Origin of the sequence: Actinoallomurus sp. CA-142502 (assembly GCF_050936355.1) — a bacterium.
GTDB classification, from domain to species: domain Bacteria; phylum Actinomycetota; class Actinomycetes; order Streptosporangiales; family Streptosporangiaceae; genus Actinoallomurus; species Actinoallomurus iriomotensis.
In genome coordinates this window covers 6265964-6282534 of record NZ_JBNJMY010000001.1, presented here as the reverse complement: position 1 = coordinate 6282534, position 16571 = coordinate 6265964, and the positions used below count along the sequence as shown (strand labels likewise).

The window sequence follows — 16571 nt, the reverse complement described above, 5'->3', positions numbered from 1 at the left end:
ATTAGGAAGACCATGTCGGCCCATGCCGTCACCGCGTCCACCGCTCGTACGTCCGTGCGGCTCGCGGATGGAAGAGAGATCATCTACTTCGACGACGCGCCCGGGCAGGATCGGTCCACACCCGACCGGCGGGAGCTGCCGCCGTACGCGCCCGCCGCCGAGCTGCGCTATGACGTGCTGCACGGCGAGGAGGTCCTCGTCGCCGCCCACCGGCAGAACCGCACCTACCAGCCGGCGCCCGGTGAGTGCCCGCTGTGCCCCTCTTACGGTGACCACCTCAGCGAAGTCCCGGCCGCCGACTACGACGTGGTGTCGTTCGAGAACCGCTTCCCCTCGCTCGGCGGCCCGGCCGGCGGACGCTGCGAGGTGCTGTGCTTCACCAGCTACCACGACGGGTCCTTCGCGGCCCTGCCGCCGGAACGGCTGGCCACCGTCGGCCGCGCCTGGGCCGACCGCACGGCGGCCCTCGCGAAGCGCCCCGACGTGGAGTACGTCTTCTTGTTCGAGAACCGCGGCGCGGCGATCGGTGCCACCCTGCCGCACCCGCACGGCCAGGTCTACGCCTTCCCGTATGTCCCGCCCACCCCGCGCCGGATGCTCGCCGCCGCCGAGCGGTTCTTCGAGGAGCACGGCCGATGCCTGATGTGCGAGGTGGTCGCGCGCGAAGCCGCCGGGTCGCGCGTCGTGGCCGAGACCGATGGCTTCCTCGCCTACGTGCCCGAGGCGGCCCGCTGGCCGTACGAGGTCTACGTCGCCCCGCGCGCCTGCGTTCCCGACCTGCCCGCCCTCGACGCCGCACGGCGCGACGAGCTCATGCGCCTGTACGCCGACGTGCTGCGCCGCTTCGACGCTCTCTACGAGCACCCGACGCCGTACATGGCCTGCTGGTACCAGGCCCCGGCTCGTACGAAGCGCGACGCGGCGCACCTGTGCGCCCGCGTTTACACGCCCCAGCGCACCGCCGACAAACTGAAGTTCCTCGCCACGAGCGAGACCGGCGGCGGCGCGTACATCAACGACGTGCTCCCCGATGCCGCCGCCGCGCGCCTCCGCGAGCTCTGAGCCGCTGCTTCATGCTCGACCTGTACGGGCCTGTCTCCGCTGGTCGGATCCAACCAGTCCGCATGCTCCAAGCTGTCGGTCACGACGAACTTTTCGGATGGCATCGTGCCTAGCATCACCACGCATGGGCAACCTTGATGACATCCAGGCCTGGCTCGACGAGCGGCTTCCGCAGTTGCTCGAAGAGCACGATGTTCCGGGCGCGGGCTGGGCCGTTGCGCAGGGCGACCAGGTGGCCGACGGAGCAGCGGGGTCGCTCAGCAAGGCGACCGGGGTGGAGGCGACCGCGGATTCGGTCTTTCAGATCGGATCGATCACCAAACTCTGGACCAGCACGCTGGTCATGCAGCTGGCCGACGAGGGCAAGATCGACATCGACCGGCCGGTGCGCGGTCATCTGCCGGAGTTCCGCATCGCCGACGACGAGGCGGCCGCACGGATCACCGTCCGGCAACTCCTCAACCACACCGCCGGGTTCGAGGGGGATGTCTTCACCGACACCGGGGTGGGCGACGACTGTCTCGAGAAGTACGTCGCGACCCTGCACGAGGTGCCGCAGCTGTTCCCGCCCGGCGAGCAGTTCTCGTACAACAACGCCGGCTACTGCGTGCTCGGCCGGCTCATCGAGGTGCTGCGAGGGCAGCCGTACGACGCGTGCCTGCGCGAACACCTCATCGCGCCGCTCGGGCTCACCCACACCGCCACCGGGCCCTATGAGGCGATCATGTTCCGCGCCGCGGTGGGCCACATCGAGATGGAACCGGGTGCCGGCTACGTGCCGGCGCCGATGTGGGCCATGGCGCGGTCGAACGCCCCGGCCGGCTCGATGCTCGCGATGCGGCCGCGGGACCTGGTCGCCTTCGCGCGGATGCATCTCGAGGACGGCCTGACGGCCGACGGCGCCCAGGTGCTGGCTCCGGGGACCGCCGCACGGATGCACGACCGGGAGGTCGACCTGCCCGAGCTCGGCCTCATGGGGACCTCGTGGGGCCTGGGATTCGAACGGTTCGACACGCCGGCCGGCACCATCATCGGTCATGACGGCAACACCATCGGCCAGGCCGCCTTCCTCCGGATGGTCCCCGAGGCCGGGCTGGCCGTCGCGCTGCTGACCAACGGCGGCGACGCCGTCTCGCTCCACCGCGACGTCGTGGGTCACGTCCTCGGCGAGCTCGCCGGCGTCGGTCTGCCCGCCCTCCCCGTCCCGCCCGCGGAGCCCCGGCGGATCGACGCGGAGCGGTACGTCGGCACCTACTCGGCTCAGGTCTTCGACCTCACCGTCAGCCAGGACGACGACCAGCGGATCTGGATCGAACAGACGCCCAAGGGCGTCTTCGAGGAGATGGGCGGGCGGGCCGAGCGGACCGAACTCGTCCACTACCGCGACGACATGCTGATTCCGGTCCAAGCCGATCGCGGCATGCACATGCCGCACGCGTTCATAGGCGACGACGGCACCGGCCATGCGCTGTACCTGCACCTCGGCCGCGCGGTCCGCCGCGCCGGCGCCTGACCACCGAACCCCGTCACGGAACGGAACAGCCATGAAGCCGACCACTCTGGGCCTTTGTCTCACCCTGGCCGCAGCCGCGCTCACCGGCTGCGGGGGCACCTCGAACAGCGGCGGGAAGGCGAAGGTCGTCGACGGGGGCACCTTCACCTTCGGGCTCTCCTCGGACCCGGGCGGCCTGGACCCGCAGATGGGCGCGGGCAGCTCTCTGTTCACCGTCACCAAGTTCGCCTACGACGCGTTGGTCAGCGTCGACGGCGGTACCGGCAAGATCCAGTCGGCGCTGGCCAAGAGCTGGCAGGTCAAGGGCAAAACGGTCACGCTGACGCTGGCCGACGGCATCACCTGTTCCGACGGCACCCGCCTCACCGCCTCCGACGTGGCGAAGAACCTCAACTTCGTCGCCGATCCGAAGAGCAAGAGCCCCTTCCTCGGTGCCTTCCTCCCGGCCGGAGCCAAGGCGAAGGGCGACGACGCCACCCGTGTCGTGACGCTCACGCTGGCCGGACCGGCCCCGTTCGTCCTCAACGGACTTTCCGGACTGCCGATCGTCTGCCCGAGCGGCATGGCGAGCCGGTCCTCGCTGAAGACGGCGACGGCCGGCACCGGACCCTACAAGCTGATCCAGGCCGCGCCCGGTGACCACTACACGTACGCGATCCGCGACGGCTACACGTGGGGTCCGAACGGCGCGACAACCGCGACCAAGGGACTGCCGAAGACCGTCGTGATCAAGGTGGTCGAGAACGAGACGACAGCGGCGAACCTGCTGCTTTCGGGTGGCCTGAACGGCGCCCAGATCGTCGGGTCGGATGCCGTACGGCTGGAGAAGGCGGGCCTGTACGCGGCCAAGACCCCGGCTCTGGTGGGGGAGCAGTGGTACAACCAGCACGCGGGCCGGCCCACCAGCGATCCCAGAGTCCGGAAGGCACTGACGCAGGCGCTGGACCTCGGCCAGCTGCAGAAGGTTCTCACGTCGGGTCGCGGCACCGCGGCGACCACGCTGGCCGCGAGCGAACCGGTCGCCTGTCACGGCGACTCGGTCTCCCACGCCCTGCCGGCCGGCGACCCGCAGGCGGCGGGCGCCCTGCTCGACCAGGCGGGCTGGACCAGGGGAAGCGACGGCAGGCGTACCAAGGGCGGCAAGCTGCTGCAGCTGACCCTCCTTTACCAGAACAACAGCGGCAGCAGCGGCGACGCCGCGGCCGAACTCGAGGTGAAGCAGTGGAAGGCGATCGGCGTTGAGGCCACCGCGCACAGCCAGAACGAGACGACGCTGACCGGCACGATCTTCGGTGCCGGGAACTGGGACGTCGCCTGGGTCCCGGTCAACGTCAACACCCCGGACCAACTCGTGCCCTTCCTCTCCGGGCCGGCGGCGCCACAGGGGAACAACTTCGCCGCGATCTCCGATCCGGCCTACGACGCGGCGGTGAAGTCGGCGATGGCGATCCAGGGCGACGCCGGGTGCCGCGACTGGCTCGCCGCGGAGTCCGGCTTGATCGCCAAGGCGGACATCGTGCCGTTCGCCGGCGATGTCGTGCACACGTTCGGCAAGGCGGCGACGTTCCAGACGCCTGGACATCTCGTCCCGACCAGCATCCGCATGCTGGCGAAGTAGCGAACGATGACAGCGGACATGCCGGCGACGTTGACCGTCCCGAGCCCGAGGTTCTGGGCTCGTCCGTGGGTACGGTTCGGCGTCCGGCGCCTCAGGCGGCTGCTGGTCTCGCTCTGGGTCCTGGTGACGGCGTCCTTCGCGATGATCCACCTCATCCCGGGGGACCCGGTCCGGGGGGCGCTCGGCCCCACCGCGCCGGCGGACCTGGTCGAGGCCCGCCGGCACGCCCTGGGCCTGGACGACCCGCTCCTCACCCAGTACCTCCACTACCTGAAGGGCCTGTTCACCGGGGACCTCGGCACTTCGCTGGCCTCCCGGCTGCCGGTCTCCGGCGTGGTCGCCCAGCGGCTGCCGGCCACACTCGCGCTGGCGGTGCTCGCGTTCCTGGCGGCCGTGGTCCTGGCGATCCCGCTGGGCGTCGTCATGGGTGTGCTGACCCGGCGTGGCCACGGGCGGCGGACCGAGCTCGCCTTCACCACGACCGGCATCATCATGGCGACCATTCCGGACTTCCTGATCGGCGTCGTGCTGGTCTACGTCTTCGGGATCCAGCTCGGGTGGCTGCCCGTCGCCGGTGACGACACCGCGGCGGCGTACGTCCTGCCGGTGTTCTCTTTGGCGATCGGGCCGGCGGCGATCCTCGCCCGCATCGTCCGCGTCGAGATGGTCGGGGTGCTCGAGGCGGACTTCGTCCGCACCGCCCGGGCCAAGCGCCTGCCCGCCCGGACGGTCTACGCCGGCCACGCTCTGCCGAACGCCGTCACCGCCGCGCTGACGTTGGGCGGACTCCTGCTGAGCGCGCTGGTCGCCGGCACCGTCCTGGTCGAGAACGTCTTCGCCTGGCCGGGCCTCGGCAGCACGATCGTGCGGTCCATCCTCACCAAGGACTACCCGGTGGTGCAGGCGATCGTCCTCGTGTACGGCGTGGGCGTGCTGATCACCAACCTCGTCGTCGACGTCGCCCTCGCCCTGCTCGATCCCCGCTCGAAGATCCGGGAGGACTGACGGATGAAAGGACGCTGGACGCGGATCGTCCGTACGCCACTGGGCCTCACGGCGACCGTGCTCGTGGTGGCGATCGCCGCCCTGGCCGTCCTCGGACCGGTTCTGTGGGGATCCGGCGCCGACGCCGTCGACACCGACGCGATCCTGTCCCAGCCGTCCGCCGAACACTGGGCCGGAACGGACAACCTCGGCCGGGACATCCTCCTGCGGGTCCTCGTCGCGTCCCGGCTGTCGATCATGCTCGCCCTGCTCGCCATCGTGATCACGGTGGTGGCCGGGTTGCTGCTGGGGTCGGCGCCGTTCGTGCTCGGCCGCAGGCCCGGCCGGCTGGTGGCGGCGGCGGTGAACATCGCCGTCGCGTTCCCCGGGTTGCTGCTGGCGCTGTTCTTCGCGGTCGTGTTCGGCGTCGGCGCCACCGGTGCGGTCCTGGCCATCGGGCTCGCGGGCGCTCCGGCGTTCGGGCGCCTCACCCAGACGCTCGTCGCCGGGGTCGCTGAGCGGGACTACGTCGCGGCCGCCCGGACGATGGGGATCGGCCGGTTCCGGATCCTGGTCCGCCACGTGCTGCCCAATATCGCCGAACCGCTGGTCGTCAACGCCACCGTCGGCGCCGGCACCGCACTGCTGTCCTTCGCCGGCCTGTCGTTCCTCGGTCTCGGTGTCCAGTCACCCTCCTACGACTGGGGCCGCCTGCTCTACGACGGCATCGGCACGATCTACGTGAACGCGGCCGCGGCGCTCGTACCCGGGGCGGCGGTGCTGCTGGCCGGGCTGGCGTTCAACCTCTTCGGCGAGTCGGTGGCCAAGGGGCTCGGCATACCCGTCGGCATCGGCCTGCGCGCGGCGTCGCCCGCACGCGCCGGGTCGGCGAGCGGCCCTGAGCGTACGGGCCAGGGCGAGGACCCGGGGGACCGGCCGTCCGATGTGGTGCTCGACGTCCGCGACCTCGAGGTCACCGTTTCCGGGCCGTCGGGTCCGGTACGGCCGGTCCGCGGGGTGTCCTTCGACGTACGCCGCGGCGAGGCGGTCGGCATCGTCGGGGAGTCGGGCTCGGGCAAGTCCATGACCGCCCTGGCGATCACCCGGCTGCTCGCCGACCAGGGCCGCGTAGACGCCTCCCGGCTCGATCTCCTCGGGAACGACCTGCTGGCGCCGGACACCCCGGCGCGGCGCCGGATGCTGGGCACCACGCTGGCCATGGTCTTCCAGGACCCGATGACCGCGTTCAACCCCACTCGCCGGATCGGTGCCCAGCTGGCGGAGGTGGCAACGCATCACCAGGGCATGAGCCGCCGGGACGCGATGGCCCGCGTCGTCGACCGGCTGACCGCGGTCCGGATCCCGGACGCGGACACGCGTGTCCGTCAGTATCCCCACGAGTTCTCCGGCGGGATGCGCCAGCGAGCGATGATCGGCATGGGACTGATGGGCACCCCGGCGCTGATCGTCGCGGACGAGCCGACCACCGCCCTCGACGTCACCGTGCAGCAGCAGGTGCTGGACCTGCTCACCGCGATCCGCGAGGCGGACGACGTCGCGCTGATCCTGATCAGCCACGACGTCACGGTGGTCGGCGAGGTCTGCGACCGGATCCTGGTGATGTACGCCGGCCGGATCGTCGAGGACATGCCGGCCGCCGATCTGGCCGCCGCCCGGCACCCCTACACCCGGGCGCTCGTCGACGCGGTGCCTGACATGAACACGGAGCTCGACGAGCCGCTCGCGACGATCCCGGGCCGCCCGGTCGACCCGGCCGACGTGCCATCCGGCTGCGCCTACGCCGATCGATGTCCGCTCGCCGACGCCCGCTGCCAGGCCGAGGACCCGCCGCTGGCGGCCGACCAGGCCGACTCGCCACGCCACCGGGTGGCCTGCTGGCACGCGGGCGAGCCGCTGCCGGCCCAACCGGACGACCAGAGCATCGACGAACTGGTGGAGTCGTCATGAGTGAGCGAAGCGAGCGAATCGGCGAGCACGTGCGTCTGGTCGTTCCTCCCCACGAAGGAGGCCTCGTGAGTGAGCTGCGCTTCGAGGACGTCACGGTCCGTTACGGCCGGACGACCGCGGTCGACGGGGTCAGCCTGACGGTGCCGGAGGGCGCGGTGGTCGGGCTCGTCGGCGAGTCAGGCTCCGGTAAGTCCACGCTGGCCCGGGCCGCCGTCGGCCTGGCCCCGCTCACCGGCGGCCGGATCACCCTCGGCGGCGCGCCGGTCCCGGCCCGAGGCCGGTCACGTCCGCTGCAGATGGTCTTCCAGGACCCCTACTCGTCGCTCGACCCACGGATGACGGTCGGCCGATGCGTGGCCGAGGCGATCCCGCCGGGCGGCTCACGCGCCGACCGGCGAGCCGAGGTCGAGCGGCTGCTCGAGCTGGTGCACCTGAACCCGGCCTGCGCCGCCGTCGTCCCGTCCCGGCTGTCCGGCGGCCAGCGGCAGCGGGTCGCGCTGGCGCGGGCGCTCGCGGCACGCCCCCGCGTGATCATCGCTGACGAGATCACCTCCGCCCTGGACGTCTCGGTCCAGGGGGCCGTGCTCAACCTCGTCCGTGAGCTCCAGCGCGAGCTTGGCCTGGCGATGCTGTTCATCTCCCACAACCTCGCGGTCGTCCGCTACGTCGCCTCGCACGTCGCGGTCATGCGGCACGGCCGGCTCGTCGAGCAGGGACCGACGACACGCGTGCTCACCGAGCCCGGTCACGACTTCACCCGCGAACTGCTCGCCGCCGTACCCGGGCGAACGACACGAAGGAGCACGCCATGAGTGAGCGGAGCGAGTGCGTCGATGAACACAGTGCCCCTGGCTACTCCTCCGACGAAGGAGGGCTCATGAGTGAGCGGAGCGAGTGAATCGATGAACACAGTGCCCCTGGCTACTCCCCCGACGAAGGAGGGCTCATGAGTGAGCGGAGCGAGTGAATCGATAAACACAGTGCCCCTGGCTACTCCCCCGACGAAGGAGGATTCATGAGCCGCCGACTGCGCATCGAGGACCTCACCGACCTGGCGGTGCCGTCACAACCGGTGCTGTCGCCGGACGGAAGCCGGATCGCGTACGGGCTCCGGACCCTGGACGCGGACGGCGACCGCGTCGTCGATCAGCTGTGGCTGGTCGGCACCGACGGCGGCACACCCCGCCGCCTCACCTCCGGTCCGGCCGACACCGCGCCGGCCTGGTCGCCGGACGGCAGCCGGCTCGCCTTCCTCCGCGACGGGCAGGTCACCGTGCTCGACACCGGGGGAGGGGAGCCCGAACAGGTGACCGACCTGCCGCTCGGTGCCGGGGCTCCACACTGGAGCCCGGACGGCGGCCGGCTCGCCTTCACCGCGCCGGTCGACCCGACCGGCGGCGCGCGGGGGCCGATGGTCTCCGACGGCCTCGACTACCAGGCCGACGGGGAGGGGGTGTACGGCCCGGTGCGCCGGCAGCTGCACGTCCTCGACCTGGACGGCCGCGAGGTCCGGCAGCTCACCGACGGACCGGAGAGCGCCGGTACCCCGGCCTGGTCGCCCGACGGCACCCTCCTTGCCTTCACCCGCAGGGCCGGTGCCGACAGCGACCTGCGCCACCGCACCCCGGTGCACCTGCTGGAGGTGGACGCACCGGACGACCCGCCACGTGTGCTCGCCTTCGTCGACGGGGTGGCCGGCACGGTGGGTTGGGTCGCCGACGGCTCGGCACTGCTCGTGGTCGGCCGGCCCGGCGACCCGGTCGGGCACGCTCGCCTGTACCGGGTCGGGGCCGTCGGCGGCGAGGTCACCGACCTCTCAGGCGCCCTCGACCGCAACGTGATGTCCGGCGCTCCCGGCTACCCCGGCGGCCTGCCGCACGAGTACGAGGGCCGGATCTATTTCTGCCTGCGTGACCAGGGCTGCACCCACCTGTGGTCGGCCACGACCGACGGCGATGACGCGCGCCCGGTCGTGGCCGGGCCCGGCCGGGTCGTTTCGGGGCTGTCGGTCGCCGAGGGCCGCGCCACGGTCGCGCTCACCACCCCCACGTCATTCGGCGAGATCGCGGTCGTGGACCTGGCGACCGGGGCCGAGACCGTGCTGACCGGCCATGGCGCCGCGCTCGCCGACGTGGACCTGTACCCCCGCGAGGAGCGGTGGTTCACCGTCTCCGACGGCACCGAGGTGCAGGCCTGGCTGATGCACGATCCTGAACGCAGCGGCCCGCGGCCGGTGCTCCTCGACGTGCACGGCGGCCCGCACAACGCGTGGAACGCGGCCGCGGACGAGATCCACCTTTACCACCAGGAGCTGGTCGACCGCGGCTGGGCGGTGCTGATGGTCAATCCGCGCGGCAGCGACGGATACGGCGAGGAGTTCTACGACGGGGTCCGCGGTGGCTGGGGCGTCGCGGACGCGGCCGATTTCCTCGAGCCGCTCGACCGGCTCGTCGCCGAGGGATTCGCGGACCCGGACCGGCTCGCGGTGGCGGGCTACAGCTACGGCGGCTTCATGACCTGCTGGCTGACCGGTCACGACGACCGGTTCGCGGCGGCCGTCGCCGGCGGTACGGTCAGTGACCCGGTGAGCCTGGGCGGCTCCAGCGACGAGGGTCACTCGCTCAGCGTCCACGAGCTCGGCGGCACTCCGTGGCAGAAGCCGGCGGAGTACGCCGCCATGTCACCGCTCACCCGCGTGGCCGACGTCCGTACGCCGACGCTCCTGCTGCACGGCGCCGCCGACCTGACCTGCCCGGTCGGGCAGGCCCAGCAGTGGCACACCGCGCTGCGTCAGCGAGGCGTCCCGACCCGGCTGGTCGTCTACCCGGACGCCTCGCACCTCTTCATCCTCGCCGGCCCGCCCTCGCAGCGGCTCGACTTCAACCACCGGGTGCTGGACTGGCTCGAACAGCACACCGGCCGGGCCGGTCGGGCACGCGTCGACGGTGCCCACTGGCAGCGGCGGCTGGCCCGGCTCGCCGAGCGGCACAACGTGCCCGGCGCGCAGCTCGGCATCCTCCGCATCGGGACGAACGGGGCCGACGACGAGCTGGTCGAGGCCGCCCACGGCGTCCTCCATGTCCGCACCGGCGCGCCGGTCGCCACCGACTCACTGTTCCAGATCGGCTCGATCACCAAGGTCTGGACCGCGACCGTGGCGATGGCCCTGGTCGACGAGGGGCTGCTCGCGCTCGACACTCCGGTCGCCGAGGTGCTGCCCGAGCTGCGGCTCGCGAGCCCGGACGTCACGAAGTCGGTCACGCTGCGGCACCTGCTCAACCACACCAGTGGCATCGACGGCGACGTGTTCACCGACACCGGCCGCGGCGACGACTGCCTGGAGAAGTACGTCGCCGTCCTCGGCGAAGCCGGGCAGAACCACCCGCTGGGCGCCACGTTCTCCTACTGCAACTCGGGTTACGCCCTCCTGGGCCGGATGATCGAGAAGGTCACCGGGCAGACCTGGGACCAGGCGCTACGCGACCGGCTGTCCACTCCGCTCGGGCTGACGCACACGGTGACTCTGCCCGAGGAGGCGCTGCTCTTCTCCGCCGCGGTCGGCCACGAAGAGCGCGACGGCGGCCTCGTCCCGGCGCCCGCCTGGATGCTGCCCCGCTCGATCGGTCCGGCCGGGCTGGTCACCTCGACCGCCGCCGAGGTCCTGGCCTTCGCGCGCCTGCACCTGACCGGCGGTCTCGCCGCCGACGGCACGCGGATCCTGAGCGCGGAGAGCGCCGCCGCCATGACCGCGCACCAGGCCGACCTGCCCGACAAATACGTCCTCGGCGACTCATGGGGGCTCGGCTGGATCCGGTTCGGCTGGGACGGACACCGCCTGATCGGCCACGACGGCAACACTCTCGGCCAGGCGGCCTTCCTACGGGTGCTGCCCGAGCAGGGGCTCGCGGTCGCCCTGCTCACCAACGGCGGTCAGGCCCGCGACCTCTACCAGGACCTGTACCGGGAGATCTTCGCCGAGGTCGCCGGCATCACGATGCCGGAGCCGTTCGCGCCGCCGCCCGAACCGGTGACCGTCGACGTGGCGCCCTACGTCGGCGTCTACGAGCGGAGCGGCGTGCGCATGGAGGTCGAGAACGGCCCGGAGGGGCCGCTGCTCCGTACCACCATCACCGGTCCGCTCGCCGAGCTCGTACCCGACCCGGTCGAAGAGCATCCGTTGATACCGGTCGGTCCGGCTCTGTTCGCCGTCAAGCCGCCCGAGGCGGAGACCTGGGCGCCGGTCACGTTCTACGAGCTGCCGACCGGTGAGCGATACCTGCACTTCGGCGTACGCGCCACCCCGAGGGTGGACCGATGACTCTTCGCGACCTGCTCGCCGACGCGCGCGCCCTCATCGAGTGCGAGTCGCCCTCCACCGACCTGGCCGCCGTCGCACGCTCGGCCGAGGTCGTCGCCCGGGTCGGTACCGCCCGCCTCGGCGTCGCGCCCGAGCGAATCGTGCTGGACGGCCGGACCCACCTGCGCTGGCGACTCGGCGCGGAGCCGTCACGGGTGCTGCTGCTCGGCCACCACGACACGGTCTGGCCACTCGGCACGCTCGCCGACCACCCCTGCACCGTCGAGGACGGGATCCTGCGCGGACCCGGCTGCTTCGACATGAAGGCCGGCCTGGCCATGGCGTTCCACGCGGCCGCCGGACTCGACGGTGTCACCCTGCTCGTGACCGGCGACGAGGAGATCGGCTCGCCCAGCTCCCGGGCACTGATCGAGCGAGAGGCCAGGGCGGTGACGGCCGCGCTGGTGTTCGAGGCGTCCGCCGACGGCGGCGCCCTCAAGACCGAGCGCAAGGGCGCCTCGCAGTACGAGGTGCGCGTGGCCGGGCGCGCCGCCCACGCCGGGCTCGAGCCGGATCGGGGCGTGAACGCCACCCTGGAACTGGCCCACCAGGTGCTGGCCGTCAGCGAGCTCGCCGACCGGACGGCCAGCACCACGGTCACGCCGACCCTCGCCCGCGCCGGCACCACCACCAACACCGTCCCGGCCGAGGGGGCGTTCGCCGTCGACGTACGGGCCAGAACCGTGGCGGAACAGGAACGGGTCGACCGGGCGATCCGCGCTCTGGGGGCCACGGTGCCCGGCGCCCGCGTCGAGACGGCGGCAGGCCCGAGCCGCCCTCCACTCGAGGCGGCGGCCTCGGCGCCGCTGTATGCGTTGCTGTGCCGGCTCGCTACGTACCGGGGCCTGCCCGAGCCCGGTCGGGCCGCGGTCGGCGGCGCGTCCGACGGGAACCTCACCGCCGGCGTAGGCACGCCCACCCTGGACGGCCTCGGCGCGGTCGGCGGCGGCGCGCACGCCGCCGACGAACACGTACTGGTCGAGGAGATGCCCGCGCGGACCGCGCTGGTGCGCGCGCTGGTCGAACGGTTGCTGGCGGGCACGCCGGACCCGCTCGCCACGCCCACCGCGACGCGATCGTGACCCCCGACGAGCTGAGGAGCAGGCACGCCATGACCGAGCGAAGCGAGGGAACCGGCAAGCGCAGCCCCGTGACCGAGCGAAGTGAGGGAACCGACAAGCAGAGCACCTTGGTCGCGGGGCCGACGAAGGAGGCCCCGTGACCGAGCGAAGTGAGGGAACCGACAAGCACAGCACCTTGGTGGCGGGGCCGACGAAGGAGGCCCCGTGACCGATATCAGCGTCGCGGACGCGGAGCCGGTGCTGGACCACGCGGCCCGGGCCGCGGAGGCCGCTGCCCGGGCGGCCGGCGTCTCGGTGCGCGAGCTCACCGACATCACCGAGCTCACCGGTGTGGTCGGCCTGTTCGCCACCATCTGGGGCCGCTCCGCCAATCCGCCGGTGACCATCGAACTGCTGCGTGCCTTCACCAAGGCCGGCAACTACGTGGCCGGCGCATTCGACGGCGACCGCCTGGTCGGCGCCTGCGTGGGTTTCTTCGCCCCGGCGGGCGGCACCCTCCACAGCCACATCGCCGGTGTCTCGGCGGCCGTCACCGGCCGCAGTGTCGGCTTCGCGCTGAAACTGCACCAGCGGGCATGGGCGTTGCTGCGTGGCGTCTCCGAGATCGCCTGGACGTTCGACCCGTTGGTGGCCAGGAACGCCTACTTCAACCTCGTGAAGCTGGCCGCGCGACCGGTGGAGTACCTGCCGAACTTCTATGGCCCGATGGTCGACGCCATCAACAGCGACGGGGAGTCCGACCGGCTCCTGCTGCGCTGGCGACTCCGCGATGACGCGGTGGCCCTCGCGAGCCTCGGGGGCCGCGTCGGTGCGGTGGCCGCAGACGAGCTGCGGGCGGGCGCCGTACTCGCACTGGACATCGCCGAGGACGGCAGCCCGGTGCCCGGCAGGCTCGACGGCGCGATCTCACTCGTCGCCGTGCCCCGGGACATCGCGGCGCTCCGTACGGCCGAGCCCGAGCTGGCCCGGCGCTGGCGGCTCGCCGTACGCGAGGCGCTCATCGGCCTGACCGGCCGCGGCGGCCGCATCGACGGCTTCGACCGAACCGGCTGGTACGTCATACGGAGGGAATCGTGAAACTCACCGACGTCGAACTGCGACGGATCTCCATGCCACTGGTCGCGCCGTTCCGCACCTCGTTCGGCACCGAGACCACCCGCGACATTCTGCTCGTGCGCGTGATCACGGAGGATGCCGAGGGCTGGGGCGAGTGCGTGGCGATGACCAGCCCCCGCTACTCCTCCGAGTACGTCGACGCGGCGGCGGACGTGCTGCGCCGGTTCCTCGTGCCGGCGGTGATGGCGGCCGGGCCGCCGGCGGCTCACTCGGTCGCCGGGATCCTCGCGCCGTTCAAGGGCCACCACATGGCCAAGGCGGCGCTCGAAATGGCGGTACTGGACGCCGAACTACGCGCCGAGGGCCGCTCGTTCGGCCGTGAGCTCGGTGCCGTGCGCGAACGGGTCCCGTGCGGTGTCTCGGTCGGGATCATGGACAGCGTCCCCGAGCTCCTCGAAGCCGTCGAGGGCTACCTCGCCGAGGGCTACGTCCGCATCAAGCTCAAGATCGAGCCCGGCTGGGACGTCGAGCCGGTTCGCGCGGTACGCGAGCGGCACGGCGATGACCTCCTGCTCCAGGTGGACGCCAACACGGCCTACACCCTGGGCGACGCGCGACAGCTGGCCCGGCTGGACCCGTTCGACCTCCTGTTGATCGAGCAACCCCTCGACGAGGAGGACGTGCTCGGCCACGCGGACCTGGCCCGGCAGATCCGGACGCCGATCTGCCTGGACGAGTCCATCACCTCGGCCCGCGACGCCGCGGCCGCGATCCGGCTGGGCGCCTGCCAGGTGGTGAACATCAAGCCCGGACGGGTCGGCGGATACCTCGAGGCCCGTCGGATCCACGACGTCTGCGCGGCACACGGCGTACCGGTGTGGTGTGGCGGAATGCTGGAGACCGGCCTCGGCCGGGCCGCCAACGTCGCGCTCGCCGCCATGCCCGGGTTCACGTTGCCCGGCGACACCTCGGCGTCCGGGCGGTACTACGCATCGGACATCACCGAGCCGTTCGTGCTCGACGGTGGTCACCTCGAAGTGCCCACCGGTCCCGGGCTCGGCCTGGTGCCGGTGCCGGACCGGCTCGCCGAGGTCACGACCGCGACCGAGCGGCTCACCACATGAATGGTCGAATACGACGAAAAAAATGGTCGGATACGGAGGATTCAACTAGGTGACGGTCGTGTGGCGCGCCTACCGTGAGACCGTGCAGCACGGCGGCACCGCGCGTCCCCGCGCGAATCTCGGACGGGTCGTCGACGATCTGGGCGCGACTCTGCTCGAACTCACGCACGGCGACCCCGACCGTCCCGGAGAGATCAGCGCTGTGGTCTTCCACGATCCGCTCGATCAGCCGGTGCTGCCGTCCCACGCGCTGGTGCTCGGTGTCGGTGTGGAGGCTCCCGGCCACGTCGCCGCGCTCCTGCGCACACTGGGGCACCAGAACGCGGCCGCGCTCGTCCTCCGTGCGCCGGTCCCGCTCACCGACGAGGTACGGGCCGCCGCCGACGAAGCGTCGGTCGCCGTGCTCGGACTGCGCCGCGGGGCCCCGTGGGGCCACCTCAGCGAGATGCTCCGTTCCCTGCTCACCCAGGGCACGGGCGCGGGGGCCGCCGAGGAGGAGTCGCTCGGCGGCCTGCCCGCGGGTGACCTGTTCGCGGTCGCCAACGCGATCGCGGCGCTTCTCGACGCACCGGTCACGATCGAAGACCGCAACTCCCGCGTGCTGGCCTTCTCCGGCCGCCAGGACGAGGCCGACCCTTCCCGCGTCGAAACCATCCTCGGCCGGCAGGTGCCGGAGCGGTACGCGCGCGTCCTGCACGAGCGCGGAGTCTTCCGGGATCTGCTCCGCAGCGACCAGACCGTCTTCATCGAACCCATCTCCGACAGGATGGGCGGCTTCACGCTGCCACGCGTCGCCATCTCCGTACGCGCGGGTGACGAGGTGCTCGGCTCCATCTGGGCGGCGGTACCCGCCCGTCTCAGTGACGAGCGCGACGAGGCGCTGCGAGAGTCGGCCAAGCTGGTCGCCCTGCACATGCTCAGGGTCCGTGCCGGCGCCGACGTGCAGCGGCGGATGCGGGCCGACCTGCTGAGCACCGCGCTGGAGGGCGGCGTCGGTGCGGGTGAGGCGCTCGAACGGCTCGGTCTGTCGAGTCAGCCGCTGCTGGTGCTGGGCGTGGCTCTCGACGAACGAGGCCTGCGCTACGACCACTCCGACAGCGCGACCGTGGTCCATGATCGGCAGTTGCTCAGCGACGCGTTCGCCCTGCACCTGTCCGCGATCCACCCCCGTTCCACGGCGGCGGCGATCGGCGCGGTCGCCTATGGGCTGGTGCCCATGACCGGAGCCGCGGAGAAGGCCGAGACACGCGCGGTGCGGATCCTCCAGGACTTCCTGGACCGGGTGGGGGACCGGCTGCCGCCGATCACCGCGGTGGGCCCGGTGGCGCTCGACCTGTCCGACGTGGCCCACAGCCGATCCTGTGTCGACCGGGTTCTGCGGGTACTCCGCGACGGACGCATCCACCGGCGAATCGGCCGTTTCGACGAACTGCAGGGCGAGGCGCTGATCTCGGAGCTGCGCGACCTCACCACGGCCCGAGGCGAGGAGCCGACGGGAGCGTTGGCACGGCTGATCGACTACGACCGCCGGCACCGTGGCAGTCTCATTCCGACACTCCGCGCCTGGCTGGACGCGTTCGGTGACGTCGCCGTGGCTTCCGAATCGGTCGCCGTCCACCAGAACACGTTCCGGTACCGGCTCCGACGGGTCGCCGAGGTCGGGCAGTGCGATCTCAGCGATCCCGACCAGCGGTTCGCCATGATGGTGCAACTGCAGGTGCTCCGCGTCGACACGCCGCCCGACCCTTGACATCCGGGCGCCGTCCGGGCACCTCCGAGACCTTTACCGTGTCGCTTCGCGGTCGGC

Annotated in this window: 11 protein-coding genes; all 11 read left to right on the top strand. The window is 71.9% G+C overall.

Features of this window, described 5'->3' with window-relative positions:
- Positions 1–12 precede the first annotated feature (12 nt).
- The gene (galT, locus tag ACQEV1_RS29910) at positions 13–1062 is read left to right on the top strand and encodes a galactose-1-phosphate uridylyltransferase (protein WP_433397786.1); all 1050 of its coding nucleotides are present in this window, start codon (positions 13–15) and stop codon (positions 1060–1062) included.
- A 124-nt stretch (positions 1063–1186) separates the two neighbouring features.
- Positions 1187–2575, top strand: a complete 1389-nt coding sequence (locus ACQEV1_RS29905) for a serine hydrolase domain-containing protein (protein ID WP_433397784.1) — start codon at positions 1187–1189, stop codon at positions 2573–2575.
- Positions 2576–2606: 31 nt separating this feature from the next.
- On the top strand, positions 2607–4193 hold the full coding sequence (locus tag ACQEV1_RS29900; RefSeq protein ID WP_433397782.1) for an ABC transporter substrate-binding protein: 1587 nt from the start codon (positions 2607–2609) through the stop codon (positions 4191–4193).
- A gap of 18 nt (positions 4194–4211) precedes the next feature.
- Entirely contained in the window at positions 4212–5198 is a 987-nt protein-coding gene (locus tag ACQEV1_RS29895) for an ABC transporter permease (protein ID WP_433397780.1), read from the top strand.
- 3 nt (positions 5199–5201) lie between these two features.
- Positions 5202–7145 (top strand): dipeptide/oligopeptide/nickel ABC transporter permease/ATP-binding protein, encoded by a 1944-nt coding sequence (locus tag ACQEV1_RS29890; protein WP_433397778.1) that lies wholly within the window; start codon positions 5202–5204, stop codon positions 7143–7145.
- A gap of 65 nt (positions 7146–7210) precedes the next feature.
- Positions 7211–7957, top strand: a complete 747-nt coding sequence (locus ACQEV1_RS29885) for an ABC transporter ATP-binding protein (RefSeq protein WP_433397776.1) — start codon at positions 7211–7213, stop codon at positions 7955–7957.
- Between the two features lie 203 nt (positions 7958–8160).
- A complete protein-coding gene (locus ACQEV1_RS29880; protein WP_433397774.1) occupies positions 8161–11463 on the top strand; it encodes a serine hydrolase in 3303 nt (1100 codons plus the stop codon).
- The gene (locus ACQEV1_RS29875) at positions 11460–12584 is read left to right on the top strand and encodes a M20/M25/M40 family metallo-hydrolase (RefSeq protein WP_433397772.1); all 1125 of its coding nucleotides are present in this window, start codon (positions 11460–11462) and stop codon (positions 12582–12584) included. Before ACQEV1_RS29880 ends, ACQEV1_RS29875 begins: the two co-directional genes overlap by 4 nt.
- A 204-nt stretch (positions 12585–12788) precedes the next feature.
- Positions 12789–13661, top strand: a complete 873-nt coding sequence (locus ACQEV1_RS29870; RefSeq protein WP_433397770.1) for a GNAT family N-acetyltransferase — start codon at positions 12789–12791, stop codon at positions 13659–13661.
- Positions 13658–14764 carry an o-succinylbenzoate synthase gene (gene menC / locus ACQEV1_RS29865; protein WP_433397768.1) on the top strand — a complete coding sequence of 369 codons (1107 nt, stop codon included), beginning with the start codon at positions 13658–13660 and terminating at the stop codon, positions 14762–14764. The genes ACQEV1_RS29870 and menC overlap by 4 nt, the downstream gene beginning before the upstream one ends.
- A gap of 49 nt (positions 14765–14813) precedes the next feature.
- Positions 14814–16514 carry a PucR family transcriptional regulator gene (locus ACQEV1_RS29860; protein ID WP_433397766.1) on the top strand — a complete coding sequence of 567 codons (1701 nt, stop codon included), beginning with the start codon at positions 14814–14816 and terminating at the stop codon, positions 16512–16514.
- The last annotated feature ends 57 nt before the right edge of the window (positions 16515–16571 follow it).